Raw genomic sequence first — 24,624 nt, 5'->3', positions numbered from 1 at the left:
CAGTAACCGCCATTCATGAATCAAAACTGAGGCCAGGTGCCAGGCTTTCCGGCAACTCGCTTTTAGCTGCTTCAAGAGACGCCATGGGCCAGGCGCAGTAATCCGCCGCATAATAGGCACTGGCACGGTGGTTGCCGCTGGCGCCTATGCCACCAAAAGGCGCGGCACTACTGGCTCCGGTCAGCGGGCGGTTCCAGTTAACTATGCCGGCCCGGGCCTCTTCCAGCAAACGCTCATACAGCTTGCGGTCGTCGGAAAGAAGGCCGGCCGAGAGCCCGAAGCGGGTATTATTGGCCAGTTCCAGAGCATCATCAAAGCTCTTGTAGCGATATACCTTTAACAGTGGCCCGAAAAATTCCTCATCGGCCAATTCCAGCCCGGTAACGTCCACAATGCCCGGCGAAAGCAGGCCGGTGCCGAGTTCAAGCTGCTGCATTTCCAGCAGGCTTTTTCCACCCTGCGCCAGCATATCCGCCTGAGCTGCCAGAAGTTTATCTGCCGCTTGCCCCGAAATTACCGAGCCCATGAAAGGCTGCGGGCTGGCATCAAACGCCCCCACCTGGATGCGAGACGACACAGACACCAGGCGATCCAGAAACTCATCACCCTTTTTGCCTTTGGGAACCAGCAGCCGGCGGGCGCAGGTGCAACGTTGACCTGCCGACAGAAACGCCGATTGCAGTGCATGATGCACCGCGCCGTCAATATCCGACACATCCTGAACAATCAGCGGGTTGTTGCCGCCCATTTCCAGCGCTAGAATTTTCTCCGGCTGACCACCAAACTGCTGATGCAACACATGGCCAACCGTCGAGCTGCCGGTAAAGAACAGGCCATCAATCATCGGGTGGCTGGCAAGGGATTTACCGGTATCAGATGCACCCTGCACCAGATTGATCACGCCATCCGGAAGACCCGCTTTCTCCCACAGCCTGACCGTCATCTCTGCCACACCGGGCGTTAACTCACTGGGCTTGAAGACAACCGCATTGCCCGCCAGCAGAGCTGGCACGATATGACCATTCGGGAGGTGGCCGGGGAAATTGTACGGGCCAAATACTGCAACCACACCATGGGGGCGGTGCCGGAGCACTGCATGGCCGCCAGCCACTTCGGATTCAGAGTACCCGGTGCGGTCTTTGTAGGCTTGCACGGAAATCCCGATCTTGCCGATCATGGCGGCCACTTCTGTTCGCGACTCCCACAGAGGTTTACCGGTTTCCAGGCCAATCTGATACGCAAGTTCTTCCTTGTTACTTTCCAGCAGTTCGCCAAACGCCTCAATTACCGCATGGCGCTCGGCAAAGCTCTTGCGTCGCCATTTCCGGAAGGCTTCCCGGGCTTCACGCTCCGCCGCATCCACATCCGCCAGGCTGGCGCCAGTGCCTTCCCAGACGGTATCGCCGGTAACAGGCTGAACCGATTCGAACTCCGCGCCATGGCCCTGCAGCCAAAGCCCACCGATAAACAATTCGCCTGTCAGGCCTGCCATATTACTGCACCTCCGGTTACTGGAACTGTGGGGAATTTATCCTGCCGCCGTTGTCGTCTTCGCCCTGTCTTTCAGAGGCGCCAACCGCACCGAATCGCCGGGCTCAACATGCAGGGCTTCCGCCACCTCTGGCGGCAGGCTCACTGTATCGACACCCACGCACGTGGCCGGCACCGTGGCCACCCGGAAATCCCGGAACGACCGGTTGGAGACCATCACCCGCTCCGAAGCCGGCACGTCGAGGTTAACGTTTTTGCCGGTCACTTTTGCATAGCGGTTAATACTGTCGCGAACGGTACGAATGGTATGAACGAATGCCTCGACCACCGGGCCACCGTCAAAAATATCCACCAGCCCGTTGAAGTTAAACCCTTCCGCCTGCAGCATTCTCAGCGCCGGTGCGGTATTGCTGTGAACCCGACCGATAACAGCACGCGCTGAATCCGGCAGCATCGGCAGGTAAATGGGATATTTCGGCATCAGCTCGGCAATAAAGGCTTTATTGCCGAGCCCTGAAAGCCGGTCTGCCTCCGAGAATTCCATGTCAAAAAACTTGCTGCCCAGGGCATCCCAAAGCGGGCTGCGGCCCTGCTCATCCGATACCCCCCGCATTTCTGCAAAGACCTTTTCAGAGAAATGCTTACGGAATTCATCGAGATACAGGAAACGGCAGCGGGACAGAAGCAGCCCGTTACCGCCGCCGTGGTATTCATCAGCCAGCAACAGGGAGCAGATCTCGCTGGTGTCTGTCATGTCGTTGGACAGGTGCAGCGTTGGCGTTCGCACATGAACGCCCAGCTCTTTGGAGGCATTTACCGCAATGCTGAGCCGGTAATTGTAGAATACCTCGTCCAGGCCCACGCGCGCCTGGATGCCGCTGATACCCACGGCCTTTCCGTTTTTTGTATCTTCCAGGGCAAACAGGTACAGGCCTGCCTCCGGCGCACATTTCTGGCTGAAGGTATCCCTGGCCAGGCTGATTTTGTGCCGCAACAGGTCCCGGTCGGCCGGCAGCGTGGTCAATCCCTTGCCGGCCTTCTGTGCCATGGCATAGAGATCTTCAAGATCAGTCTCCTGGAGCGGGCGGATAACTAGCATGGCGCCACCCTCACTTCATCACCCGCTGTTTTTCCGAGCAGATCCCAGGTCTTCACCGGCACCTTGAGTGTACCCTTGAGTGTGCCGGTAGCCTGCGTCAGGGCACACCGGAACCCCGCACCCTCCCCCGCTGCAATCAGGTAATCATCACCACCTTCTTCAGTGGCGCCATGAAGGGCTTTGACCTGGCTGGTTACCAGTGTATGCAGGGCATCTGTGCGTGCCTCAAGCACTGGACCGCCGTCGAAGATATCCAGATAGCAGCCCGCCTGAAACCCTTCACGCTGCAGCAACTCAAGGTTCGGCACGGTCAGTTCATGGGGCTGGCCCAGTGCTGCCTGCGCAGCTTCGGACAGCAAGGTGACATACACAGGGTTTGGCGGCATGAGTTCCGCAATAAAGGTTTTGCTGAGCAGGCCCGAGTACTGGTCTGCCGTATCAAAATCCATATTGAAAAAATGACGCCCCAGGCTGTCCCAGAAAGGCACGCTGCCATCCGCCAGCTGAACACCCTGAATTTCCACCACAATCTGCTTGGTAAACCAGTGCCGGTGGCTGGCAATGAACAGAATCCGGGCTCGGGAAAGAAGCTCAAAGGCTTCGGTATTTCTCAATTCGGGTGTTATGGAGAAGGAACACAGCAAGGTGCGATCGGTCAGCCCGTGGCTGGGGTAGAGAACCTCAACACGGCTGGAGATACCAAGCTCATGGGAGGCGTGAATCAATGCATCGCGGCGATAGTTGTAAAAGGGCTGGCCGTTACCTGCGCGGGCATCAATACCCGCGGTGCCATGAATCTTGCCCGTGGCGGTATTTTCCAGCACGAACAGAAACCGCTGTGGCCGGTCAGCGGCGCCGGCTTTGACTGCCAGAGACGCCTGTGCGTATGCAATTCTTTCCGCAAGAGCATCACGCTGCCTGGGCAGCGTGGATGACAGGCGGGCGGCCTCGGACCCGGCTGTGCCCGCTATCTCAAGTATCTGGTGCACGTCATCCGGTATTGCCGGGCGTACCAGCCACATAAAAGCTCCTAGGCAGTCAGTTTCTTTACCGCCGCTTCAAAACGCGCAAGCGCCTCATCAAGATCGGTCTCGGGGATAATCAGCGAGGGCGCAAGGCGAATCACGTTGGCCCCTGCAATCAGCACCATCACCCCATCGTCCAGCCCTGCATTCAGGAAATCCCTGGCCTTACCCTGCCACTTTTCGGTCAGCACACAGCCCAATAATAGCCCGGCACCCCGAACCTCGCTGAAAATGCCATAGCGCTCTCCAATGTCCATCATACCTTTGCGCAAATGGTCGGAGCGGGCTTTAACCCCCTTGAGAATATCCGGCTGGCTTATGGTATCGACCACCTTCTGGGCAACGGCACAGGCCAAAGCGTTACCACCGTAGGTGCTGCCATGGGTACCAACGCCAAGACTGGCTGCAATCTTTGCAGTGGTCAACATGGCGGAAATCGGGAAACCACCACCCAGGCCCTTGGCACTGGTGAGAATATCCGGCACCACATCGTACATTTCATAGGCATAAAGATAGCCGGTGCGGCCCACGCCAGACTGCACCTCATCAAATATCAGCAACGCATCGTTATCATCGCAAAGCTGGCGCAGCCCCTTCAGGAAATCCTTGTCGGCCGGCACTACGCCACTCTCGCCCTGAATTGGCTCAACCACCACAGCACAGGTCTCCTCTTTGGATATCAGCTTTTTTACCGATTCCAGATCGTTGAAATCCGCATGGTGAATGCCCCCCGGCGCCGGTTCAAAGCCCTCCAGGTATTTCGCCTGGCCACCCACACTCACGGTGAACAGGGTGCGGCCGTGGAAAGCATTTTTGAAAGAGATAATCTCGTGCTTTTCCGGCCCGGAATGCTCCCAGCTGTAACGGCGCGCCAGCTTGAACGCTGCTTCGTTGGCTTCACCACCGGAGTTGGCAAAAAACACCCGCTCGGCGAAGGTGAGATTGCACAGGGTTTTCGCCAGCCGCAGGGCCGGCTCGTTAGTCATCACGTTGGAGAGGTGCCAGATTTTCTCCGCCTGTTCCTTCAGGGCGCCAACCAGCCCCGGGTGGGTATGCCCGAGACAACTCACCGCAATACCACCCTGAAGATCAATAAACTCGCGGCCATCCTGATCCCATATCCGGGAGCCCTCGCCTCGCACCGGTATGATCGAACCGGGGGCGTAGTTGGGCACCATGACTTCATCAAACAGTTCGCGGCTGACAGGTTCTTTGTTCATGGATCTCTCTCAGGAAAGCAGTTAAGTCTATAAAAGTAGTAGAGTTGCCCGCGCGGGCAAGTACGTAAGTGTTCGGACCAGCCATTATGATACGCCACTCAGGGCTTTAGCACATCCGGCTCGCCCGCCGCAGACAGCCTCAATATCATGAAAATCTAATATGGTTTGTGCAATACAGGTACTTTTGGAGGTCATAAATTCATGTTAATGCCGGAAGGTGCGCGCAGATACCTGTAAGGAAACGAAAAGCTTCCATAGACCTTCGTCTAATTTATATGCAAAAATATTTGAATTGTCATGAATTGGTAACTATCTTGACTGCGGGTCCTACAAAAATAATTGTCTAATGTGTGGAGACAACAACAATGCAAAGCAACAAATTGAGAATGGCCATTCGTGCAACGGCGGCTGTGGCTGTGTTTGGTATGGCTGGCCAGGCAGGCGCAGTAAGCTTTGACGCCGGCGGCTGGGATACCAGTGTATATGGGTATGCCCGTCTTAACGCCAGCTACGACATCGATGAAAACGTCTCAACCTCTACCCGGTCAATGGACTATAGCGCAATCAACGTTGGCTCGGCTGAAGACAACGAGCCGACCGGTTACTTTGGTGCTGACGCTGTTCAAAGCCGTATCGGCATCAAAACGACCAGCCCTGAAGGCGTTGTGTTCAACGTAGAGGGCGATTTCCGCGGGGGCAACTTGCGTCTGCGCCATGCCTACGGTTCATATAATGGTGTTCTGGCTGGTCAGACCTGGTCCAACTACACCAGCTTCGTAGGCAGCACGTCTACTCTGGACTTCGACTCTTTGCCTGGCTTGGCTGGTTACCAATCCCGGGTAGCCCAGCTGCGTTACACAACTGGTCCCTTGTCAATCGCTGCGGAGCAGCCGCAGAACTCGCTTGCTGGTGGCACAGCCAAAGATAGTATGCCTGCCCTGACTGCTCGACTTGAAGATAAAGCGGGCGGGCTGTCTTACTCTGCAGCGGTTCTGGCTCAGCAAGTTGGTTATGACACGGGTACGGCTGATGACAGCGCTTTCGGTTACGCAGCTTTCGTAGCTGGCAAAATCGCACTGTCAGACATGATCACACTTCAGGGCACCCTGAGCTACACCGACGGTGCAAGCAACTACCTGTACCGCTCCGGTGCAGAGAGTGCATACGTTGACGGCAACGGTGATGTAAAAACCATCTCCGGATACGGCGGCAGCATTGGCGCTGGCTTCAATCTTGGCAGTGGCCGCAGCATCAATATCGGCTACGGCATGGTTGAGGTTGATCTGGATGATGCTGTTGCAGATTCAGTAGGTGCAATTACAGGTGCCGATACCGAGTCAGTCTCTGCGGTTATGGCAAACTACCAGTGGACCCCAGTGAAGAACGTCATGATGGGTGTCGAGTACAAGTACGGCATGCGTGAAGTTCAGAACGGCGATGACGGCGATGCCAGCAGCTTGGCATTTGCAGCCCAGTACAATTTCTAAAACGTACTGTTAAGCAAGCACTCATACGCCCCGGATCTCCGGGGCGTATTTGTTTCTGACCTTACCTGCTCACAACCTCATCGCACCACTGCTGCACAATCGACTCGGAAAACGGCAGATCAATCGCCTCCCCGCCACAGAACTCATGCCACTGTTGCAGAAACTTGCGCTTGACCAACGTCAGCACCGGAATACCTGCCTCAATCAACTGAAGAAACTCGGCACGGCAGCCCTTGCCGTCTATTTCCTGTTGCCCGAAGCGATTTACAACCGCCAGCCCGGGAGGCTGTTCCAGCAGGGCCCGCAGCACACTGGTGGCCTCGGCCAGGCCATGGGGATCAAGACAGCAGGAGCGGGAGCCGGTGCCGAGATTTTGTGCAATGGGATATTCCCGGCCTGATTCCAGATCCTGCAGTGCCATAGGCTGCCTGCGCAGGCCCTGCTCATTCAATGCCATAGCAAGCCCGGCCACCCTGTGGCCACTGCGATTCAGGCGAGCCGCGAGGGAGTGCAGTAATGCGTCTACCGGCTGTTCATCGTTATCGTAGATAATGGCTGCGAGGTTCAGCTCTGTGCCCATTCAAGACTCCATCAGGAAGCGTTACGGATACCTTAGTATATGAGCTTACTCACATACCCGCAGCCGGAGATAACACGTTTTTAGAAATGAACCAGGAGAACCAGGCGAAAACACAGATGCCAGAACGAGAGAGGCGGGCATGACAATTCAGGACTGTAGAGGGCCATGGATGGCCCGAAACAAGCCCCCATGGATGGGCTCGTAGCGTGTCCTGAATTGTCATGCCCGCCTCTCGCGCCCCAAACCTCAATGGCTGGGAGCAGTTCTAGCGGCTATCACAGCAGCAGGGTACGAATATCCCCAAGCAGCTGGCTGAGCAGCGAAGTGAACCGCGCCGCATCTGCCCCGTTCACCGCACGGTGATCGTAAGACAGCGACAGCGGCAACATCAGCCTTGGCTGAAACTCGTTACCGTCCCACACTGGCTTCATGGCGGCCCGGGATACCCCAAGAATCGCCACTTCCGGCGTATTCACAATCGGCGTGAACGCGGTGCCACCAATGCCGCCCAGGCTGGTGATGGTAAAGCAGGCACCCTGCATTTCAGCAGGCTTCAGCTGCTTGTCCCGGGCTTTCTGGGCAAGCTCGGCACTTTCTGCCGCCAGCTCCCAGAGGCCTTTCTGATCCACATCGCGAATCACCGGAACCATCAGCCCGTTGGGTGTATCCACCGCAATACCAATATGAATGTACTGCTTGCGCACCACCTCTTTACGCTCCATATCCAGAGACACATTGAACTGGGGCAACTCCGCCAGCGCTGTTGCACAGGCTTTGAGAATGAAGGGCAAAGGCGTCATCTTCACGCCTTTTTTCTCACCGGCAGCTTTCTGGGATTTCCGGAAGGCTTCCATGTCGGTGATATCGGCATCCTCAAACTGGGTAACATGGGGCACATTCAGCCAGCTACGCTGCATGTTGGTGGCCGTAACCGCCATCATCCGCGACATGGCTTCCCGCTCAACATCACCAAACTGACTGAAGTCAGGCAGTTTCACACCAGGAATGCCAGACCCTGTTCCCACAGAACCACCCTGCTGGGCCTGCTGCAACTGGCTCTTGATGTAGGCTTGCACATCGTCTTTCAGAATCCGGCTTTTCGGGCCCGACCCCTTGATGCGAGTCATGTCTGCACCCAGCTCTCGTGCCAGCTTGCGCACAGCCGGGCCGGCATGAACCTTGGCACCCGGCGCCGGTGGCTCGTAGGTTGCGCTCTGGGGCTGCACAGCGGGCTCTTTCTCCTGGCTCTCTGCAGCCGCTTTGGCCTCCGGCTCTGCTTCCTGATCGGAGCCAGCGGGCGCTTCTTCTTCCTGCTCGCCGCCCTCATCGCCGCTGTCCTGTTCAACGGTCAGCTCCAGCAGCTTGTCGCCCTCAGACAGCTTGTCGCCCTCGGTAACCAGTATTTTCGTGACTTTGCCACCATAGGGCGACGGGATTTCCATGGTCGCCTTATCAGATTCAACGGTTACCAGCGGATCATCAACGTCTATGGTATCGCCTTCGGAAACGTTAATTTCGATAACCGGTACATCTTCCATACCATCCAGAGGCGGTACCAGCACGGTTTCCTTGCGTGAACCACCGGATTTCTTCGGCGCTGCCGGCTTTTCGTCCTGCGCCCCGGCTTCGCTTCCGGAGCTGGATTCAGCCTCCGCTTTCTTATCGGACGCCTCTTGCGACTCGCTGTCCGAATCGTCGCCGGAGGCATCATCGGTGCCACCTGATTCACCGCTGGCCTCCATCATGCCAACTACGTCGCCTTCCTTCACCTTGTCACCCACCTTTACAGTGAGTTTGGTGATCTTGCCGGCGCCGGGGGATGGTAATTCCACAGACGCTTTATCAGTTTCAACGGTCAGGATCGGGTCTTCTGTTTCAACCGTATCGCCAGCACTCACCAGAAGCTCAATAACTTCAACTTCTTCTGCCCCGCCAAGATCGGGAACCTTGATTTCCTGTTCACTCATGACGGTCTCCTTAGCTGTGCGCCGGGTTCGTTTTGTTGCGATCGATTCCGTACTTGCGCATGGCTTCAAGAACCTGCTCTTCCTTGATCTCGCCATCTTTGGCCAGAGCAGACAAGGCAGCTACCGTTACGTAATAGCGATCCACTTCAAAGAAACTCCGCAGCTTCTCCCGGGTATCACTGCGGCCAAAGCCGTCAGTTCCCAGGGTAAGGTAGGTTTTCGGGATAAACGCCCGCAACTGCTCGGAGTGCAGCTTGATATAGTCCGTAGAGGAAACCACCGGGCCAGTCTGCTTTTCCAGGCACTGGGTAACATAGGCTTTACGGCCCTTGTCATCGGGGTGCAGGAAGTTCCAGCGCTCAACGTGCTGACCATCGCGGGCCAGTTCGTTGAAGCTGGTGACGCTCCAGACATCCGAGGCCACGCCCCAGTCGTCCTTGAGCATCTGCGCGGCGTGGCGGACCTCGTTCATGATGGCGCCGGAGCCAAGCAGTTGCACACGCAGCTTCTTCTTGCCGCCTTTCACCTCTACCGATTCGAACTTGTACATGCCCTTGATAATGCCCTCTTCAACTCCCTTGGGCATGGCCGGCTGTTCGTAGTTTTCGTTCTCCATGGTGATGTAGTAGAAGAGGTTTTTATTCTCCTCGTACATTTCCTTCATGCCATGGTGGATGATAACTGCCATCTCATAACCATAAGAGGGATCGTAAGCGCGGCAATTGGGAATTGTGTTCGCCAGAACATGGCTGTGGCCGTCCTGGTGCTGCAAGCCTTCGCCATTAAGCGTAGTACGTCCGGCGGTGCCGCCAATCAGAAAGCCGCGGGCCTGTATGTCGCCGGAAGCCCAGGCCAGATCGCCCACACGCTGGAAACCAAACATGGAATAGAAAGCGTAGAATGGAATCAGCGGGAAGTTGTTATTGCTGTAGGATGTAGCTGCCGCCATCCATGCGGCCATAGCGCCACCCTCGTTGATACCTTCCTGCAGGATCTGGCCTTTCTTGTCCTCCCGGTAATACATGATCTGGTCACGATCCTGGGGCACATACTTCTGGCCCTCGGAGGTGTAGATCCCGAGCTGACGAAACATGCCTTCCATACCGAATGTCCGGGCTTCGTCCGGCACAATCGGCACAACGCGTTTGCCTACACGCTTGTCTTTAACCAGTGCACTCAGCAGGCGCACAAACGCCATGGTTGTAGAGATTTCCCGGCCGTTTGAACCCTCCAGAACCTGCTTGAATATATCCAGATCGGGAATTTTCAGGGGCTGGGAATCTTTACGGCGCCGGGGAAAGAAGCCACCCAGCTCCTGCCGGCGCTTGTTCATGTATACCAGTTCAGGACTGTCAGGTGCCGGGCGGTAATAGGGCACGTCTTCCAGCTCTTCGTCTTTCAGGGGGATGGCAAAGCGGTCGCGGAAGCCCTTGAGTGTTTCTATATCGAGTTTCTTCAGCGAGTGCGCCGTGTTCTGGGACTCACCCGCTGCACCAAAGCCATAACCCTTGATGGTATGGGCAAGAATTACCGTAGGCTTGCCATTGGCCTCGGTCGCTGCCCTCTTGTAGGCGGCATAAACCTTGTAGGGGTCATGCCCGCCCCGGTTGAGCTTGTTGATATCTTCATCAGACCAGCCTTCAACCAGCTTGGCCAGCTCGGGGTACTTGCCGAAGAAATGCTTGCGGGTGTGAGCCGGACCGTTGTGGGTGAAGTTCTGCAAGTCGCCATCGCAGATCTCATCCATGGCACGCTGCATTACGCCGTTTTCATCCTTATCGAACAGGGTATCCCATACCCTGCCCCAAACCACCTTGATGACGTTCCAGCCGGCACCACGGAAGGCACCCTCCAGCTCCTGGATAATCTTGCCGTTACCACGCACCGGCCCATCCAGGCGCTGCAGGTTGCAGTTCACTACAAATATCAGGTTGTCGAGGTTTTCACGCCCGGCCTTGGAGATGCAGCCGAGGGTTTCGGGCTCGTCGGTTTCACCATCACCCAGAAAACACCAGACCTTCCGATCCCCCATTTCGATAAGCTCGCGGCTATCGAGATATTTCATTACATGGGCCTGATAGATGGCCTGAATTGGCCCAAGCCCCATGGATACCGTGGGGAACTGCCAGTAATCCGGCATCAACCAGGGGTGTGGGTAGGAGGAAAGGCCGTCGCCGTCCACTTCCTCCCGGTACTTATCGAGCTGCTCTTCCGTGAAGCGCCCCTCCAGGAAGGAGCGGGCGTAGTTACCCGGTGCGGCGTGCCCCTGGAAGTACACCAGATCGGACTCCCGCTTTTCATCGCCACCATGGAAAAAGTAGTTGAAACCAATATCGTACAGAGTGGCTGCCGATGAAAAGGTAGAAATGTGCCCGCCCAGATCGCCGGGGCGCTTATTGGCCCGCACAACCATCGCCATGGCATTCCAGCGGATCAGCGAGCGAATCCGGCGCTCCATGAACAGATCACCCGGCATCCGGGCTTCCTGTGTTGCCGGGATAGTGTTCCGGAACGGCGTGGTAATAGAATAGGGTAGCTCGGTGCCATCCCGGCTGGCGCGCTCAGAGAGGCGTTCCAGAATGTACTTTACCCTGTCTATACCCTCGTTCTCCATCAGTGACTCAAGCGCATCAAGCCACTCATTGGTTTCAATGGGATCATCATCCTGGTACATCAAACCTCCCCCTTAACATAAAAAAAGTGCAGCAGGCGCCGCAGTTGGCATTTAACAAGCATAGAACAGCTTTCCTGTTTTTCCTGCCCGGCTTTTGCTGTCCGGCCCTGCCGAATGGCTGGTTTTAATCTGGCACTTGCCCATACACCCAAACCAACGCGAATCCCGTAGTATTTTTACTACGCAAAACCTGAAAATATTGCTTAAACGTAACAATTGCCTGAAATGAGCAAAGATAATTTCGATTAGTTACGCAATAATGCCTTTTTTTTGAACACCAAACAACCTGACTCAGACTATCGTCGTAGTGGCCGCACAGCCTGGCTTTTAATTACCGTGCTAAACGATCCTGACAGGAATCGCGTGAAATGGTTAATTTATTTTTCTTATACTTTCAATAACTTAAAAAAACTCTCGGAAAATATTCCGTTTTTTTGCTCTGACTTTTTAGTTAGACCTGAAACGAAACAGCAATTTCTGTATACTCATCTGCCCATTTTTTGACCATCGGAGTGGCGTTTATTTGGCCATCCTTCAATTTCTGACGCTTAATACAGAGGGCGAATCATGAACTCCATCGTCACCTTTCCAAACCGAATTCCCACCACCGAGTTCGAGGAGCGACGCTTCAAGGTTTATACCGACCGCCAGCTCGATAAAATCGACGCCATACAAAACCTCCCGGAAGAAACACTGTTCGAGATGAAAGTCGTGGCCAGTGTGCTTCCATTCCGCGTTAATGAGTATGTCATCAACGAATTGATTGACTGGAGCAAAGTCCCCAACGACCCCATCTATCAGCTGGTTTTTCCACAAAAAGGCATGCTGAAAGACGAGCACTTCGAGCGCATGGCCCGGATGCTCAAAGAGGGCGCTGACAAAAAAGAGATCCAGGTCGTTGCCAAAGAGATCCGTGATGAACTGAACCCACACCCGGCCGGTCAGATGGAAATGAACATGCCGGAACTGGAAGGTGAGGTTCTGGACGGTGTGCAGCACAAGTACCGTGAAACCGTGCTGTTCTTCCCTGCCCAGGGCCAGACCTGCCACTCTTATTGCACCTTCTGTTTCCGCTGGGCGCAATTTGTGGGCGACAAAGACCTGAAGATGTCCAGCACCGAAGCCGAGAAGCTGCATGGCTACCTGCAGGAACACACCGAAGTGACGGACCTGCTGGTGACCGGCGGCGACCCCATGGTGATGAAAACCAAGAGCCTGGCTCAGTACCTTGAACCCCTTCTGCAGCCGGAATTCGACCATATCCAGACCATCCGCATCGGCACCAAGGCTCTTACCTTCTGGCCCTACCGTTTTGTGACGGACAAGGATGCCGACGAGTTGACTGACCTGTTTGCCCGGCTGGTGGATGCAGGCAAGCACGTAGCCATCATGGCCCATTACAATCACTGGCAGGAAATCACCACCGACATCGCCGAAGAGGCCATTCGCCGCATTCGTGCAACCGGTGCTGAAATTCGCGCCCAGGGGCCCCTGATCAAACACGTTAACGACAACGCAGACGCCTGGGCCAAGCTCTGGAAGAAAGAAGTACAGCTGGGCATCATCCCCTACTACATGTTTGTAGAGCGGGATACCGGCGCCAAGAACTACTTTGAAGTACCCCTGGCCGAAGCCTTTAACATATACCGCGAAGCCATGAAAAAGGTCAGCGGCCTGGCCCGCACCGCCCGTGGCCCCAGCATGAGCGCTGGCCCCGGCAAGGTGGAGGTTCAGGGCATTACTGAAGTCGCCGGCGAAAAGGTCTTTGTGCTGCGTTTCCTGCAGGGCCGAAACCCGGATTGGGTTCAACGCCCCTTCTTTGCCAAATACAGCGACACTGCCACCTGGCTACATGAGCTGGAGCCGGCGTTTGGTGAGGAGAAGTTTTTCTTTGAGGATGAGTTTGAGGCGATGAAGAAAGGGAACGGCTGATTGCCCAGGCCGTGACCTGGCCATACAGCGCTTGCTTCCAGAGGCAGGTGGGAAGCAGGCGCTTGCGAGCACCATCCGAATCGCTACATGCTGCGTAAGCTATAATGATAACGAAGCCCTCTACAAACACAGCTGAGGAAGTGCGCTATGCAAGCCTCCGGATGGACATGGCTCACCCGCAAAGCCTGGATTGCGTTGCCTGTCATTCTGGTTCTCGCCCTTGCCCGTTGTGGCGGTGACACGGGCGAGACCACCAGCCTGAAAAATCAAACCAATGCCCGGATCAGTGATGAGCCGGAGACCCTTGCCCCATCGAAATCCACAGACAAAGCCCCAGGCAACAAACGCTTTTCATCCAGCGAGATCAAAGCTGCCATGCGCGAGCACATCCGCAAGCGCACGGAGCTGGGTAACCCCGGCGTGTTCGAAATTACCGACCCACGCACCAGCCAGAATCTGCAGTTGCGGTTTCAGATGATTCACGACCCGGTGCGTGTGATTGATGGCCAGTTCTATTTTGCCTGCACCAACTTTGCCGAGATCAACGACCCGGATAAAACCTACGATCTCGATTTCTGGCTGCAGGAGCTGAATGGCGAGCTGGTCGTCTACGAAGAAAATGTTCATAAGCTCCCCGCGCGATCAGACAACCAATGGGTGCAGCAGCCGAGATACAATTTCGTGAATGACCGAATCAACCTTCTGCGTTAGGCGGGCATGAGACCATGGACGACGTAAAACTTGCTATCTTCCTCCTTGGTTTCGCTCTGCTCTACGGCGCAGAAACCCTGTTTGCGGCCCGCCCCTGGCAGGAACCGCGGGGGAAACGCCTGCGAACCCATATGGCCATGGCCATTTTTAACACGGTGCTTCTCAAGCTGGTGATTCTCGCACCGTTTCTCTACTGGACAGAGCTTGTGGTGGAACAGGGATGGGGTTTGGCCCCGATGCTCGGGTACAGCGGCCTTGGCGGCATCCTCGCAACCATTATCGTACTGGACATGCTTGACTACTGGTGGCACCGGTTTAATCACCGCCTGGGCCTGCTCTGGCGGTTCCACAAGGTTCACCATGTGGACACACACGTCGATATCACCACAGCACTGAGATTTCATCCGGGTGAGCTGTTCATTTCTTTTTTCGTGAAGCTGGGCTGGATCGCGCTTTGGGGGACATCTCTGGTCGGCTTTATGGCGTTCGAAGCGGCTGTAAGCCTGACGAGCCAGTTCCATCACTCCAACATTGATCTGCCCGAGCGCTGGGAGCGCAGACTGCGGCGCTTTATTGTTACGCCCCGGTTCCATACCAGCCACCATACGGTGTCCCGCCGAACAGGCGATGCCAACTTTGCCACCATCTTTATCGTCTGGGACCGTCTTTTTGGCACTTACGCCGAACCAGACGAACAGGAAATGACTCACCTGGGTCTTGCCGAGGGCCGAGAGGATTATCTGTCTTTCAGCACCTGGCTGACAGAGCCGTTTCGATCAAGAAATCAGAACCCCGAACATCCATAGTAGGACATTGCTCGTAGGTATTAAGGCGAGTATAAGTAAAACGTACTGCCCCCAACAGGAGAAACAGTATGAAAACATTTCACTCTTTTATTGCCCTGATGTTCCTGCTTGCCGCTCTGTCATTCGGTGGCGTTGCTGTAGCCCAAGACGAACACGGCGGCGAAGCTGTGGAAGACACCAACGGTGATGAACGCGTTGGAGAAAAAGCTGATTCTGACGAGAAAGCTCCGGATGAAGATGAGGACGAGGGCGCCGAAGAAGAGGCTGACTCTGACGAGCATGCTGGCGACGAAGCCTGAAACCAACCTCCAGCCACTCCAGCACTTCGTGGTTTGAGTCAATCTTATTCGTGATTGTGACCTGGCCGGCCAAGCGCCGGCCCAACCTTCTCCAGAATTTTGAGCCAGGCCACGGCCGCGCGGGCCGGATCAATGCATCAACGTATAAAGCTTACGCCGATAAGTCCGCACATCCGGATTGTTATTCCCCAGCTTCTCAAACAGCTCCACCAGGGTAGTTTTTGCCACCTCGTCCTTGTATTTGCTGTCTACCTGCATAAGCCGGATCAGTAATTCCATGGCGGCGGCGTTGTCTTCCTGAAGCACCTTATGGAGTGCCAGCAAATGCAGGGCATTGGGGTCTTTCGGATCCTGCTCCAGCGCCATTTGCAGGTCTTTCTCCGGCGGTAGTTCGGCAGACTGCTTCAGGAATTTTATTCGGGCTGCGAGCTGTTTGGCCTGATGCTGCAGTTTTTCCTCGGGTGGCAGGCTTTCCAGAACCTGTTCGGCAGTTTCCAGATCGCCGGTTTCGGCCTTCAATTGGGCGAGGTCAATCAGTACCTTGAGGTTTTCCGGGTCTTTCCGGTTCAGTTCCGAGAGGATTTCCATCGCGCCCTCGATATCGCCCTCTTCCCATATCCGGTGGGCTTTTTCGTATGGGGGCTCCTCAGGAAGCTCCACGTGTTTCTCCAGCACCTTGCGAATTTCGCTCTCGGGCAGGGCGCCGTTAAATCCGTCAACCGCCTGGCCATCCTTCACAAGAATAACGGTTGGCAGGCTGCGCACACCCAGGCTGGCTGTGAGTTGCTCCTGCTCATCGGCATTCACCTTGGCAAGCCGAAAGGCCCCCTGATATTCGTTCGCCAGTTTTTCCAGCACGGGCATAAGCTGCTTGCAGGGTGCGCACCATTCCGCCCACACATCCACAAGTACGGGCGTGGAGGCAGAGGCTTCCATCACCTCCTGCTGGAAGTTTTCCATCGTGGCTTCAAATATATGGGGAGAACTGCTCATGTCGGGCACCTGAAATGTTCGTTATTGGTTGAACGTTAATTGGGGCCCGTCAGGGTGGAATTCAAGAGCGCCGGTTCAAGACATAGGTAGTTCCCATGCTTGAAAATATGACTTCCGGCTCAACTTAGGCTGTATACACTCCTCTTATCGACACAGGTACGGCATGAATCACGATAACGAAATAGACTCTCTGGAAGAATTCGAGGAAGACGTAACCGAATACATCGGCAAGAACGAGCACAGTAAAGACCTGGCTTTGCCTCAGCAGTCACTGCCCAAGCGCATATATGTACTGCCTGTTTCAAACCGGCCATTTTTCCCCGCCCAGGTACAGCCTGTCATGGTGAATCAGAACCCCTGGCAGGAAACACTCAAGCGTGTGGGCGAAACCGATCACAAAATGCTCGGTATCTGCTTTGTTGATGACCACGAGCCCGGGCAGCACATTCCCCAGAGTGATGAGCTGGCAACGGTGGGCTGCGCCGTGCGCGTGCATCATGCCCAGAACAAGGACAACCATGTGCAGTTTATTGCCCAGGGCCTGCAACGCTTCCGGATAGTGCAATGGCTGCGCCGCAAGCCACCGTATCTGGTTGAAGTGGAATACCCCCGGGAACCCGAGGAAGATGCGGATGAAACCAAGGCGTACACTCTTGCGATTATCAGCGCCATCAAGGAACTGCTACGCACCAATCCTCTGTACGGCGAGGAGGTAAAACAGTATCTCTCGCGTTTCGGCCCGGAAGACAGCTCTCCGCTGACAGATTTCGGTGCCTCCATGACCAGTGCACCGGGTTCGGAGCTCCAGAGCGTGCTGGATACAGTTCCCCTGCTCCGGCGCATGGAAAAAGTGTTGTTGCTGATGCGCAAAGAACTGGAAGTTGCGCGATTGCAAACTGAAATCAGCGAAGAGGTGAACGAGAAGGTGCAGAAGCACCAGAGGGACTTCTTCCTGAAAGAACAGCTCAAAGTCATCCAGCGCGAACTGGGCATATCAAAAGACGATAAAACGGCAGAGGCGGAACGGTTTGAAGCGCGGATGGCGGAACTGGATCCTCCCGAAGCGGTGCAGGAGCGCTTTGAAGATGAGCTGCAAAAGCTGCAGGTTCTGGAATCCGGTTCGCCGGAGTATGGCGTTACCCGCAATTACCTGGACTGGCTGACGCAGGTTCCCTGGGGCCAGCACTCGGAGGATAAGTTTGACCTGGCCAAAGCCCGCGCAATTCTTGACCGTGATCACGACGGCCTTGAAGATGTCAAAGACAGGATCATCGAGTTTCTCGCGGAAGGCACCTTTAAAGGTGAAGTCAGTGGTTCAATCCTCCTGCTCGTAGGTCCGCCGGGAGTGGGCAAAACCTCAATCGGCCATTCGGTAGCAGACGCACTCGGGCGCAAATTCTACCGGTTCAGTGTGGGCGGCATGCGTGATGAGGCAGAAATCAAGGGCCACCGGCGCACTTACATTGGAGCCATGCCCGGCAAGTTTGTGCAGGCGCTGAAAGACACGAAGGTTGCTAACCCGGTGATCATGCTGGATGAAATCGACAAGATCGGCGCCTCTTACCAGGGCGATCCCGCCTCGGCGCTGCTGGAAACCCTGGACCCGGAACAGAACAAGGAGTTTCTGGACCACTACCTGGATGTGCGCATGGATTTGTCCAAAGTGCTGTTCATCTGCACGGCCAACCAGCTTGACACCATTCCCCGGCCTTTGCTGGACCGGATGGATGTTATACGGTTGTCTGGTTATATCGCCGAAGAGAAACTGGCCATTGCCAAGAATCATCTGTTGCCCAGGCTGCTGAAGCGCGCAGGGTTGCTGAAAAAGCAATTCAACATTACCGATGCCGCCATTCGCCAGATTATCGAAGGCTATGCCCGGGAAGCAGGCGTGCGGAATCTGGAAAAGATGCTGCACAAAGTGATGCGTAAGGCCATCGTAAAACTGCTGGAAGCCCCCGACAAGCCGGTGAAGGTAGGCGTGGCCGATTTGCCGGAATACCTGGGCCAGCCGGCTTTCCGGAAAGAGAAAGCCCTCAAGGGTGTGGGCGTGGTAACCGGCCTGGCCTGGACGGCCATGGGCGGCGCCACTCTGAGCATCGAAGCCACACGGGTACACAGCAGTCAGCGCGGCTTCAAACTGACCGGCCAGCTTGGCGATGTAATGAAAGAGTCGGCAGAAATTGCCTACAGTTATATTTCCTCAAACCTGAAACGGTTCAAAGGGGATCCCGGCTTTTTCGATAAATCATTCGTACACCTTCACGTACCCGAAGGTGCAACGCCGAAAGACGGCCCCAGCGCAGGCGTTACCATGGCGACAGCGCTGCTTTCCATTGCCCGCAAGGAGGCGCCCCAGCAAAATACAGCGATGACCGGGGAGCTGACGCTCACAGGCCAGGTGCTGCCCGTTGGCGGCATTCGCGAAAAAGTCATCGCGGCCCGCCGGCAGAAAATCAGTAACCTGATTCTGCCGGAAGCAAACCGTGGCGATTACGACGAACTGCCGGATTATCTGCGGGAGGGGCTGACGGTGAATTTTGCCCGGCATTACAACGATGTGTTTCAGGTGTGCTTTGGCAACAAGCCGAAAACAGGTTCATCCGTGCACTGAAGCAACCGGACCAACCCCCTGGAAGGATAAGGCTCAGGCCCTTTCCTTCCAGCCATCATCCTTCAGGACCGGCCCTACATCCAGCACCGGCGAGGCGTCAATGTCGTCGGCATCCATCATGTTGGCAACCCGCTGGAGGGAGGCCAGGATCATGTTCTGCTCCCACTCGTGAAGGCTCTGGAATTTTTTGATGAAATCTTCCTGCAAGGGGTTCGGAGCCCGGGCAAGGATATCTGCACCGCTCTCGGTCAGATGTGCATGGACTTTTCGTTTGTCCCGGGTGTTGCGCACACGGTAAACCAGCTGCCGGTGTTCCAGCCGGTCCAGAATGGTTGTGACGGTCGCCTGGCTGAGGCTCACGTTGTCGGCAATGGTACCGATGGTTACCTCACCCAGATCCCGGATGGTTCGCATAATCAGAAGCTGCGGGCCAGTAAGCCCCGCATTCTTGCTGAGTCGCTTTGAATGAAGATCCGTTGCCCGGATAACACGCCTGAGTGCTACCAGAACATGCTCGTAGTTATTCAATGTGTTACTGCTCCAACAAGGCTTTGCGCAATTTATTTACACCACTAAGTATTAGAGGTCTTTGCGCTCCTGAATGCAATAGGACAGGCGTCGCGGTTTTCCCCTGCTGTCCGGGCTATAATTGTTAAATAAACAAACTAACCCTGAGTCCGCTTGACAAGACAGGGTGTGTAGTGTTTGTTTAACTATCTGAGAACACAAGAATAACCCTGAACCAAACAGGACAGACACAATGACAACTTCAATAAAGAAACTTGTAACCGCTGTTAGCGCCTCCGTTGCACTTATGGGCGCAGGCCATGCTGCCGCCGAGATCCAGATTGGTATTGCCGGCCCGGTAACCGGCCCGGTTGCCCAGTACGGCGACATGCAGTTCTCTGGCGCCCGCATGGCCATCGAGCAAATCAACTCCAAAGGCGGCGTAATGGGCGAGAAGCTGGTTGCCGTGGAATACGATGACGTGTGCGACCCGAAGCAGGCCGTAACCGTGGCAAACCGCCTGGTAAATGATGGCGTCCGGTTTGTTGTGGGTCACCTTTGTTCCAGTTCAACCCAGCCTGCCTCAGACATTTATGAGGACGAAGGCGTGCTCATGATCACGCCTGCATCAACCAGCCCGGAGATTACCGAGCGCGGTTATGAGCTGGTATTCCGGACCATCGGTCTGGACAGCATGCAGGGCCCGGTTGCCGGCAACTATATTGCGAGCCAGAATCCGGAACGGGTTGCAATTGTGCACGACAAGCAACAGTACGGTGAGGGTATCGCCACGGCTGTGCGCGACACACTGAAAAACAAAGGCGTTGAAATTGCCATGTTTGAGGGTGTTACCGCGGGCGACAAGGACTTCTCCTCCCTGGTCACCAAGCTCAAGCAGGCCGATGTGGATTATGTGTACTTTGGCGGCTACCACCCTGAACTGGGCCTGATTCTGCGCCAGGCACGCCAGGCTGATCTGGATGCGAAGTTCATGGGCCCTGAAGGCGTTGGTAACAAGGATATCAACACCATTGCCGGTGAAGCAGCCGAAGGGCTTCTGGTGACCCTGCCCCCGAGCTTTGACGAGAAAGCGGAAAACCAGGAGCTGGTAAAAGCGTTCGAAGCCAAAAATGAAGATCCCTCCGGCCCATTCGTACTGACCTCATACGCTGCCGTGCAGCTGATTGCAGACGGCATTGAAGCTGCAGAGTCCAAGGACCCGTTCGATGTTGCCGCAGCTCTGCGCAGCGGCACCTTTGAAACGCCGATCGGCACAGTGGAATATGACAAAGCTGGCGACATGAAGTCATTCGAGTTTGTTGTGTACGAATGGCATTCAGATGGCAGCAAAACTCCGGTAAACTAAGCCAAATCGTTAATTAACGGTAATCATGAGAACACCTTCTCACCGCGATCCGGGAGAAGGTGTTTTTCTAGGCTCCTGCTGATTCTGTCTCACACCTGGCGCAATTACCCTGTGCCCGGAGTGAAGCAGCGGAGGGAGCAGGTCTCCGGAGTCAAATAACAATGCAAGACCTCCTTTACTTCTCTCAACAGCTCATTAACGGGCTAACGATCGGGAGCGCCTATGCCCTGATCGCCATCGGATACACGATGGTTTACGGCATCATTGGCATGATCAACTTTGCCCATGGTGAGATCTACATGATTGGCGCCTATACCGCGCTTATTGCCATAACCGGCCTGACCGCTCTCGGCCTGGCCTGGCTTCCGCTCATCCTCATCGTTGCGCTCGTGTGCGCCATGATTGTTTCCAGCTCCATGGGCTGGGCGGTGGAACGGGTTGCCTACCGGCCTGTGCGTGGCCGGCACCGCCTGATCCCGCTGATCTCCGCCATCGGTATGTCCATCTTCCTGCAGAACTATGTGCACCTGGCCCAGGGTTCCCGCAATGTGGGCTTTCCGGCACTTATTGAGGGCGGGTTCAATTTCAGCGCTGACGGTGCGTTCCAGATGTCACTGTCGTACATACAGATCACCATTTTTATCACCACCCTGATCTGCATGATCGCGCTGTCGCTGTTCATTTCCCGCTCCCGCACCGGCCGCGCCTGCCGGGCAGTCTCGCAGGATCTGGGTATGGCCAGCCTGCTGGGCATCGACACCAACCGTATTATTTCAGCCACTTTTGTAATAGGTGCCGCGCTGGCAGCCGTGGCGGGCCTGTTGCTGGGTATGTATTACGGTTCGGTAGACCCTCTGTTCGGCTTTATTGCCGGGCTGAAAGCCTTCACCGCAGCCGTGCTCGGCGGTATCGGCAGCATTCCCGGTGCCATGCTCGGCGGCCTGATTCTCGGCGTATCTGAAAGTCTGACGTCGGGTTACCTCAGTGGTGAGTATAAGGACGTCGTATCCTTCGGCCTGCTGATTCTTATTTTGCTGTTCAAACCCACGGGGCTACTGGGCAAACCGGAGGTTGAGAAAATCTGATGGCAGCTAACAACCTGCGACACGCGTTGTTCTGCGCGATTGTCACGCTGATTATTTCGTTCCCGATCCTTGGCCTCAATCTGGAAGCCAAAGGTATCAATATCACACTCACCGGAGCCAAAACCTCAACCTACGTGGCCATTGTTCTGGCCGCCGTTGTGGTATTTGTGTTCCAGATCTTCCGTGATTCGTTTATGGGTGTGTTGGGCAAACTGCCCAATCTCAACCCACTGGCCGGCAGAGAGCCCATGGAGCAATCCAAACGGGTCAAGCTGGAGTCCTGGATACTGACCGGCATAGTGATATTTGCACTGTTCTGGCCATTTCTTGTGTCGCGGGGTTCCGTGGATCTGGCCACTCTGGTGCTGATCTACATCATGCTGGCACTGGGTCTCAACGTTGTGGTTGGCCTGGCCGGTCTTCTGGACCTGGGGTACGTGGCCTTCTACGCCGTTGGCGCCTATACCTTTGCCCTGCTCTCCCAGTACACAGGCATCTCGTTCTGGATGGCCCTGCCCATCGGTGCGCTGCTGGCGGGGCTGACCGGCATGATTCTGGGCTTTCCGGTATTGCGACTGAGGGGGGATTATCTGGCAATCGTTACCCTCGGTTTTGGCGAGATTATCCGCATTCTTCTCAACAACTGGACAACCCTGACCGGCGGCCCCAATGGCATCGGCGGCATACCCGACCCCACGTTGTTCGGCATGGAATTTGGCCGCCGCGTCAAGGAGGAAGGCAATACGTCTTTCCACGAGACCTTTGGCATTGCCTACGCCAGTGAGCACAAAATCATCTTCCTGTACCTGATTGCCCTGGTGCTTGCCGTTATCACGGCACTGATTATTCGCCGCTTCATGCGAATGCCCGTAGGCCGCGCCTGGGAAGCCCTGCGTGAGGATGAAATTGCAGCCCGCTCCCTCGGCCTCAGCCGTACTGCAGTGAAACTCTCCGCCTTTACTATTGGCGCTTTTTTCGCCGGCTTTGCGGGGACTGTCTTTGCCTCCAAGCAGGGCTTTATCAGCCCGGAATCTTTTGTATTCCTGGAATCCGCCATCATCCTGGCCATTGTGGTTCTGGGGGGCATGGGCTCCCAGCTTGGCGTGATACTCGCTGCTATCGCGGTAACCATCCTGCCGGAACTGGCGCGGGAGTTCTCCGAATACCGCATGCTGATTTTCGGTGCTGCCATGGTGCTAATGATGGTGTGGCGACCCCAGGGCTTGCTGCCCATGCGCCGAATACACATAAAACTGAACAGGCAGGAGTGACAGACAATGCTTGAAGTACAGAAGCTGTCCATGCGCTTTGGCGGCCTGCTGGCAGTAGACCAGGTGTCACTGGACGTTCAGGAGCGGGAAATCGTTTCCATCATCGGTCCCAACGGTGCTGGCAAAACCACCGTATTCAACTGTATGAGTGGCTTTTACAAACCCACTGGCGGCAAGATTCTCTTTGAAGGCAGAGAGGTTCAGGGCAAGCCGGACTACAAGATTTCCCGCATGGGTATGGTGAGAACCTTTCAACACGTTCGCCTGTTCACCCAGATGACCGTTGTGGAAAACCTGCTCGTAGCCCAGCACCGGCATCTCAACACCAACATGATATCCGGCCTGCTGGGTACGCCCAACTACCGGCAACGGGAGCAGAAAGCACTGGACCGTGCTGCGTATTGGCTGGAACGTGTCGGCCTCCTGGAACTCGCCAACCGTGATGCGGGCAACCTGGCCTACGGCCAGCAGCGACGGCTCGAGATAGCCCGCTGCATGGTCACAGAGCCCAAACTGCTGATGCTCGACGAGCCGGCGGCCGGTCTCAACCCGGCGGAAACCAAAGAACTCAATCAGCTGATTATCAGCCTGAAAGAGGACTACAACGTTTCCGTGGTGCTGATTGAGCACGACATGAGCCTGGTAATGGACATTTCAGACCGGATCAACGTCATCAACCAGGGCAAACCCCTGGCCAGTGGCACACCGGAAGAAATCCGCCGGAACGACGACGTGATCAAAGCTTACCTGGGCGAGGCCTGAACATGAGCATGCTTGTACTGGAAAACGTCCACACCCATTACGGAAAAATCGAGGCCCTGCACGGGGTTTCTGTTGAAGTGAATCGCGGTGAAATCGTGTCACTGATCGGCGCCAACGGAGCCGGCAAAACCACCCTGCTGATGACCGTTTGCGGAACACCGCAGGCCAGCTCCGGGCGTATCATCCTGCAAGGCCGCGACATCACCCATGAGCCTACAGCACAGATCATGCGCTCAGGGCTTGCCATAGTGCCGGAAGGCCGGAGAATATTTTCCGGACTGACCGTTGAAGAAAACCTGCACATGGGCGGCTTCTTCAACACCAAATCGGAAATTCGCAAAAGCCAGGCTCATGTGTATGAGCTTTTTCCGCGTCTGAAAGAGCGGGAAAACCAACGGGCAGGCACCATGTCCGGCGGTGAGCAGCAGATGCTGGCTATCGGGCGTGCCCTGATGAGCCGGCCCAACATGATGATTCTGGACGAGCCTTCACTTGGGCTGGCGCCACTGGTTATCAAGCAGATCTTCGAGATCATAGGGCAGCTGCGGGACGAGGGAATTACCGTGTTCCTGGTGGAGCAAAACGCCCATCAGGCGCTGAATCTAGCCGATCGTGGCTACGTGCTGGAAACCGGAAAGATTCGCCTGCACGACACGGGCAAGAACCTGCTCGAAAATCCGGATGTGCAAAACGCCTATCTGGGCGGCTGAATGTACGTTTACCCAACAGCAAAAC

At 55.6% G+C, this 24,624-nt stretch carries 20 protein-coding genes; 11 read left to right on the top strand and 9 right to left on the bottom strand.

What is annotated here, in order from left to right:
• Positions 1–13: 13 nt before the first annotated feature.
• The 4 genes from astD to CDH48_RS00270 are packed head-to-tail and all read right to left on the bottom strand — an operon-like array spanning position 14 to position 4,835.
• Positions 14–1,492, bottom strand: a complete 1,479-nt coding sequence (gene astD, locus CDH48_RS00285; protein ID WP_100686716.1) for a succinylglutamate-semialdehyde dehydrogenase — start codon at positions 1,490–1,492, stop codon at positions 14–16.
• Between the two features lie 36 nt (positions 1,493–1,528).
• Positions 1,529–2,590 carry an arginine N-succinyltransferase gene (gene astA, locus CDH48_RS00280; RefSeq protein WP_100686715.1) on the bottom strand — a complete coding sequence of 354 codons (1,062 nt, stop codon included), beginning with the start codon at positions 2,588–2,590 and terminating at the stop codon, positions 1,529–1,531.
• Complete coding sequence (locus CDH48_RS00275; RefSeq protein ID WP_100686714.1) at positions 2,584–3,612, bottom strand: arginine N-succinyltransferase; 1,029 nt, start codon at positions 3,610–3,612, stop codon at positions 2,584–2,586. Before CDH48_RS00275 ends, astA begins: the two co-directional genes overlap by 7 nt.
• 8 nt (positions 3,613–3,620) lie before the next feature.
• Positions 3,621–4,835: an aspartate aminotransferase family protein gene (locus CDH48_RS00270; RefSeq protein ID WP_100686713.1), complete on the bottom strand. Its 1,215-nt coding sequence runs from the start codon at positions 4,833–4,835 to the stop codon at positions 3,621–3,623.
• Between the two features lie 365 nt (positions 4,836–5,200).
• Here CDH48_RS00270 and CDH48_RS00265 point away from each other — a divergent pair, with 365 nt between their 5' ends.
• Positions 5,201–6,322, top strand: coding sequence for a DcaP family trimeric outer membrane transporter (locus CDH48_RS00265; RefSeq protein WP_100686712.1), 1,122 nt, complete (start codon positions 5,201–5,203; stop codon positions 6,320–6,322).
• A gap of 61 nt (positions 6,323–6,383) precedes the next feature.
• Here CDH48_RS00265 and CDH48_RS00260 read toward each other — a convergent pair whose 3' ends face one another.
• The 3 genes from CDH48_RS00260 to aceE all read right to left on the bottom strand — a co-directional run bounded on the left by CDH48_RS00260 (position 6,384) and on the right by aceE (position 11,543).
• Positions 6,384–6,902 carry a DUF2478 domain-containing protein gene (locus CDH48_RS00260; RefSeq protein ID WP_100686711.1) on the bottom strand — a complete coding sequence of 173 codons (519 nt, stop codon included), beginning with the start codon at positions 6,900–6,902 and terminating at the stop codon, positions 6,384–6,386.
• 275 nt (positions 6,903–7,177) lie between these two features.
• A complete protein-coding gene (aceF, locus tag CDH48_RS00255) occupies positions 7,178–8,869 on the bottom strand; it encodes a dihydrolipoyllysine-residue acetyltransferase (RefSeq protein WP_100686710.1) in 1,692 nt (563 codons plus the stop codon).
• 10 nt (positions 8,870–8,879) lie between these two features.
• Complete coding sequence (gene aceE / locus CDH48_RS00250) at positions 8,880–11,543, bottom strand: pyruvate dehydrogenase (acetyl-transferring), homodimeric type (protein WP_100686709.1); 2,664 nt, start codon at positions 11,541–11,543, stop codon at positions 8,880–8,882.
• Between the two features lie 567 nt (positions 11,544–12,110).
• Here aceE and CDH48_RS00245 point away from each other — a divergent pair.
• The 4 genes from CDH48_RS00245 to CDH48_RS00230 all read left to right on the top strand — a co-directional run bounded on the left by CDH48_RS00245 (position 12,111) and on the right by CDH48_RS00230 (position 15,291).
• Positions 12,111–13,475 carry a KamA family radical SAM protein gene (locus CDH48_RS00245; protein ID WP_100686708.1) on the top strand — a complete coding sequence of 455 codons (1,365 nt, stop codon included), beginning with the start codon at positions 12,111–12,113 and terminating at the stop codon, positions 13,473–13,475.
• A 147-nt stretch (positions 13,476–13,622) separates the two neighbouring features.
• Positions 13,623–14,186 carry a hypothetical protein gene (locus tag CDH48_RS00240; protein ID WP_100686707.1) on the top strand — a complete coding sequence of 188 codons (564 nt, stop codon included), beginning with the start codon at positions 13,623–13,625 and terminating at the stop codon, positions 14,184–14,186.
• A gap of 14 nt (positions 14,187–14,200) precedes the next feature.
• Positions 14,201–14,992 (top strand): sterol desaturase family protein, encoded by a 792-nt coding sequence (locus CDH48_RS00235; protein ID WP_100686706.1) that lies wholly within the window; start codon positions 14,201–14,203, stop codon positions 14,990–14,992.
• Positions 14,993–15,060: 68 nt separating this feature from the next.
• Positions 15,061–15,291, top strand: coding sequence for a hypothetical protein (locus CDH48_RS00230; RefSeq protein WP_100686705.1), 231 nt, complete (start codon positions 15,061–15,063; stop codon positions 15,289–15,291).
• Between the two features lie 129 nt (positions 15,292–15,420).
• On the opposite strand, the gene trxA is transcribed toward CDH48_RS00230, so the two are convergent.
• Entirely contained in the window at positions 15,421–16,284 is an 864-nt protein-coding gene (gene trxA / locus CDH48_RS00225) for a thioredoxin (RefSeq protein ID WP_100686704.1), read from the bottom strand.
• A gap of 163 nt (positions 16,285–16,447) precedes the next feature.
• Between trxA and lon the strand changes: the two genes are divergently transcribed.
• Positions 16,448–18,898 (top strand): endopeptidase La, encoded by a 2,451-nt coding sequence (lon, locus tag CDH48_RS00220; RefSeq protein ID WP_100686703.1) that lies wholly within the window; start codon positions 16,448–16,450, stop codon positions 18,896–18,898.
• Between the two features lie 33 nt (positions 18,899–18,931).
• On the opposite strand, the gene CDH48_RS00215 is transcribed toward lon, so the two are convergent.
• Positions 18,932–19,426 (bottom strand): MarR family winged helix-turn-helix transcriptional regulator, encoded by a 495-nt coding sequence (locus CDH48_RS00215; RefSeq protein WP_100686702.1) that lies wholly within the window; start codon positions 19,424–19,426, stop codon positions 18,932–18,934.
• A 232-nt stretch (positions 19,427–19,658) separates the two neighbouring features.
• Here CDH48_RS00215 and CDH48_RS00210 point away from each other — a divergent pair, with 232 nt between their 5' ends.
• The 5 genes from CDH48_RS00210 to CDH48_RS00190 all read left to right on the top strand — a co-directional run bounded on the left by CDH48_RS00210 (position 19,659) and on the right by CDH48_RS00190 (position 24,599).
• Positions 19,659–20,771 carry a branched-chain amino acid ABC transporter substrate-binding protein gene (locus tag CDH48_RS00210; RefSeq protein ID WP_100686701.1) on the top strand — a complete coding sequence of 371 codons (1,113 nt, stop codon included), beginning with the start codon at positions 19,659–19,661 and terminating at the stop codon, positions 20,769–20,771.
• A 161-nt stretch (positions 20,772–20,932) separates the two neighbouring features.
• Complete coding sequence (livH, locus tag CDH48_RS00205; protein WP_100686700.1) at positions 20,933–21,856, top strand: high-affinity branched-chain amino acid ABC transporter permease LivH; 924 nt, start codon at positions 20,933–20,935, stop codon at positions 21,854–21,856.
• Positions 21,856–23,127, top strand: a complete 1,272-nt coding sequence (livM, locus tag CDH48_RS00200; protein WP_100686699.1) for a high-affinity branched-chain amino acid ABC transporter permease LivM — start codon at positions 21,856–21,858, stop codon at positions 23,125–23,127. The genes livH and livM overlap by 1 nt, the downstream gene beginning before the upstream one ends.
• 6 nt (positions 23,128–23,133) lie before the next feature.
• Complete coding sequence (gene livG, locus CDH48_RS00195) at positions 23,134–23,889, top strand: high-affinity branched-chain amino acid ABC transporter ATP-binding protein LivG (RefSeq protein WP_100686698.1); 756 nt, start codon at positions 23,134–23,136, stop codon at positions 23,887–23,889.
• An 8-nt stretch (positions 23,890–23,897) separates the two neighbouring features.
• Positions 23,898–24,599: an ABC transporter ATP-binding protein gene (locus tag CDH48_RS00190; protein WP_100686697.1), complete on the top strand. Its 702-nt coding sequence runs from the start codon at positions 23,898–23,900 to the stop codon at positions 24,597–24,599.
• Positions 24,600–24,624 lie beyond the last annotated feature (25 nt).

This window comes from Marinobacter aromaticivorans (genome assembly GCF_002806975.1).
Lineage (GTDB): Bacteria > Pseudomonadota > Gammaproteobacteria > Pseudomonadales > Oleiphilaceae > Marinobacter > Marinobacter aromaticivorans.
The sequence above is the reverse complement of the archived record's forward strand: the minus strand, read 5'-3'. Positions and strand labels throughout refer to the sequence as shown.

Excerpts from the sequence above, each read along its gene's own strand:
- astD (WP_100686716.1), bottom strand. The coding sequence starts at position 1,492 with ATGGCAGGCCTGACAGGCGAATTGTTTATCGGTGGGCTTTGGCTGCAG.
- astA (WP_100686715.1), bottom strand. The coding sequence starts at position 2,590 with ATGCTAGTTATCCGCCCGCTCCAGGAGACTGATCTTGAAGATCTCTAT.
- CDH48_RS00275 (WP_100686714.1), bottom strand. The coding sequence starts at position 3,612 with ATGTGGCTGGTACGCCCGGCAATACCGGATGACGTGCACCAGATACTT.
- CDH48_RS00270 (WP_100686713.1), bottom strand. The coding sequence starts at position 4,835 with ATGAACAAAGAACCTGTCAGCCGCGAACTGTTTGATGAAGTCATGGTG.
- CDH48_RS00265 (WP_100686712.1), top strand. The coding sequence starts at position 5,201 with ATGCAAAGCAACAAATTGAGAATGGCCATTCGTGCAACGGCGGCTGTG.
- CDH48_RS00260 (WP_100686711.1), bottom strand. The coding sequence starts at position 6,902 with ATGGGCACAGAGCTGAACCTCGCAGCCATTATCTACGATAACGATGAA.
- aceF (WP_100686710.1), bottom strand. The coding sequence starts at position 8,869 with ATGAGTGAACAGGAAATCAAGGTTCCCGATCTTGGCGGGGCAGAAGAA.
- aceE (WP_100686709.1), bottom strand. The coding sequence starts at position 11,543 with ATGTACCAGGATGATGATCCCATTGAAACCAATGAGTGGCTTGATGCG.
- CDH48_RS00245 (WP_100686708.1), top strand. The coding sequence starts at position 12,111 with ATGAACTCCATCGTCACCTTTCCAAACCGAATTCCCACCACCGAGTTC.
- CDH48_RS00240 (WP_100686707.1), top strand. The coding sequence starts at position 13,623 with ATGCAAGCCTCCGGATGGACATGGCTCACCCGCAAAGCCTGGATTGCG.
- CDH48_RS00235 (WP_100686706.1), top strand. The coding sequence starts at position 14,201 with ATGGACGACGTAAAACTTGCTATCTTCCTCCTTGGTTTCGCTCTGCTC.
- CDH48_RS00230 (WP_100686705.1), top strand. The coding sequence starts at position 15,061 with ATGAAAACATTTCACTCTTTTATTGCCCTGATGTTCCTGCTTGCCGCT.
- trxA (WP_100686704.1), bottom strand. The coding sequence starts at position 16,284 with ATGAGCAGTTCTCCCCATATATTTGAAGCCACGATGGAAAACTTCCAG.
- lon (WP_100686703.1), top strand. The coding sequence starts at position 16,448 with ATGAATCACGATAACGAAATAGACTCTCTGGAAGAATTCGAGGAAGAC.
- CDH48_RS00210 (WP_100686701.1), top strand. The coding sequence starts at position 19,659 with ATGACAACTTCAATAAAGAAACTTGTAACCGCTGTTAGCGCCTCCGTT.
- livH (WP_100686700.1), top strand. The coding sequence starts at position 20,933 with ATGCAAGACCTCCTTTACTTCTCTCAACAGCTCATTAACGGGCTAACG.
- livM (WP_100686699.1), top strand. The coding sequence starts at position 21,856 with ATGGCAGCTAACAACCTGCGACACGCGTTGTTCTGCGCGATTGTCACG.
- livG (WP_100686698.1), top strand. The coding sequence starts at position 23,134 with ATGCTTGAAGTACAGAAGCTGTCCATGCGCTTTGGCGGCCTGCTGGCA.
- CDH48_RS00190 (WP_100686697.1), top strand. The coding sequence starts at position 23,898 with ATGCTTGTACTGGAAAACGTCCACACCCATTACGGAAAAATCGAGGCC.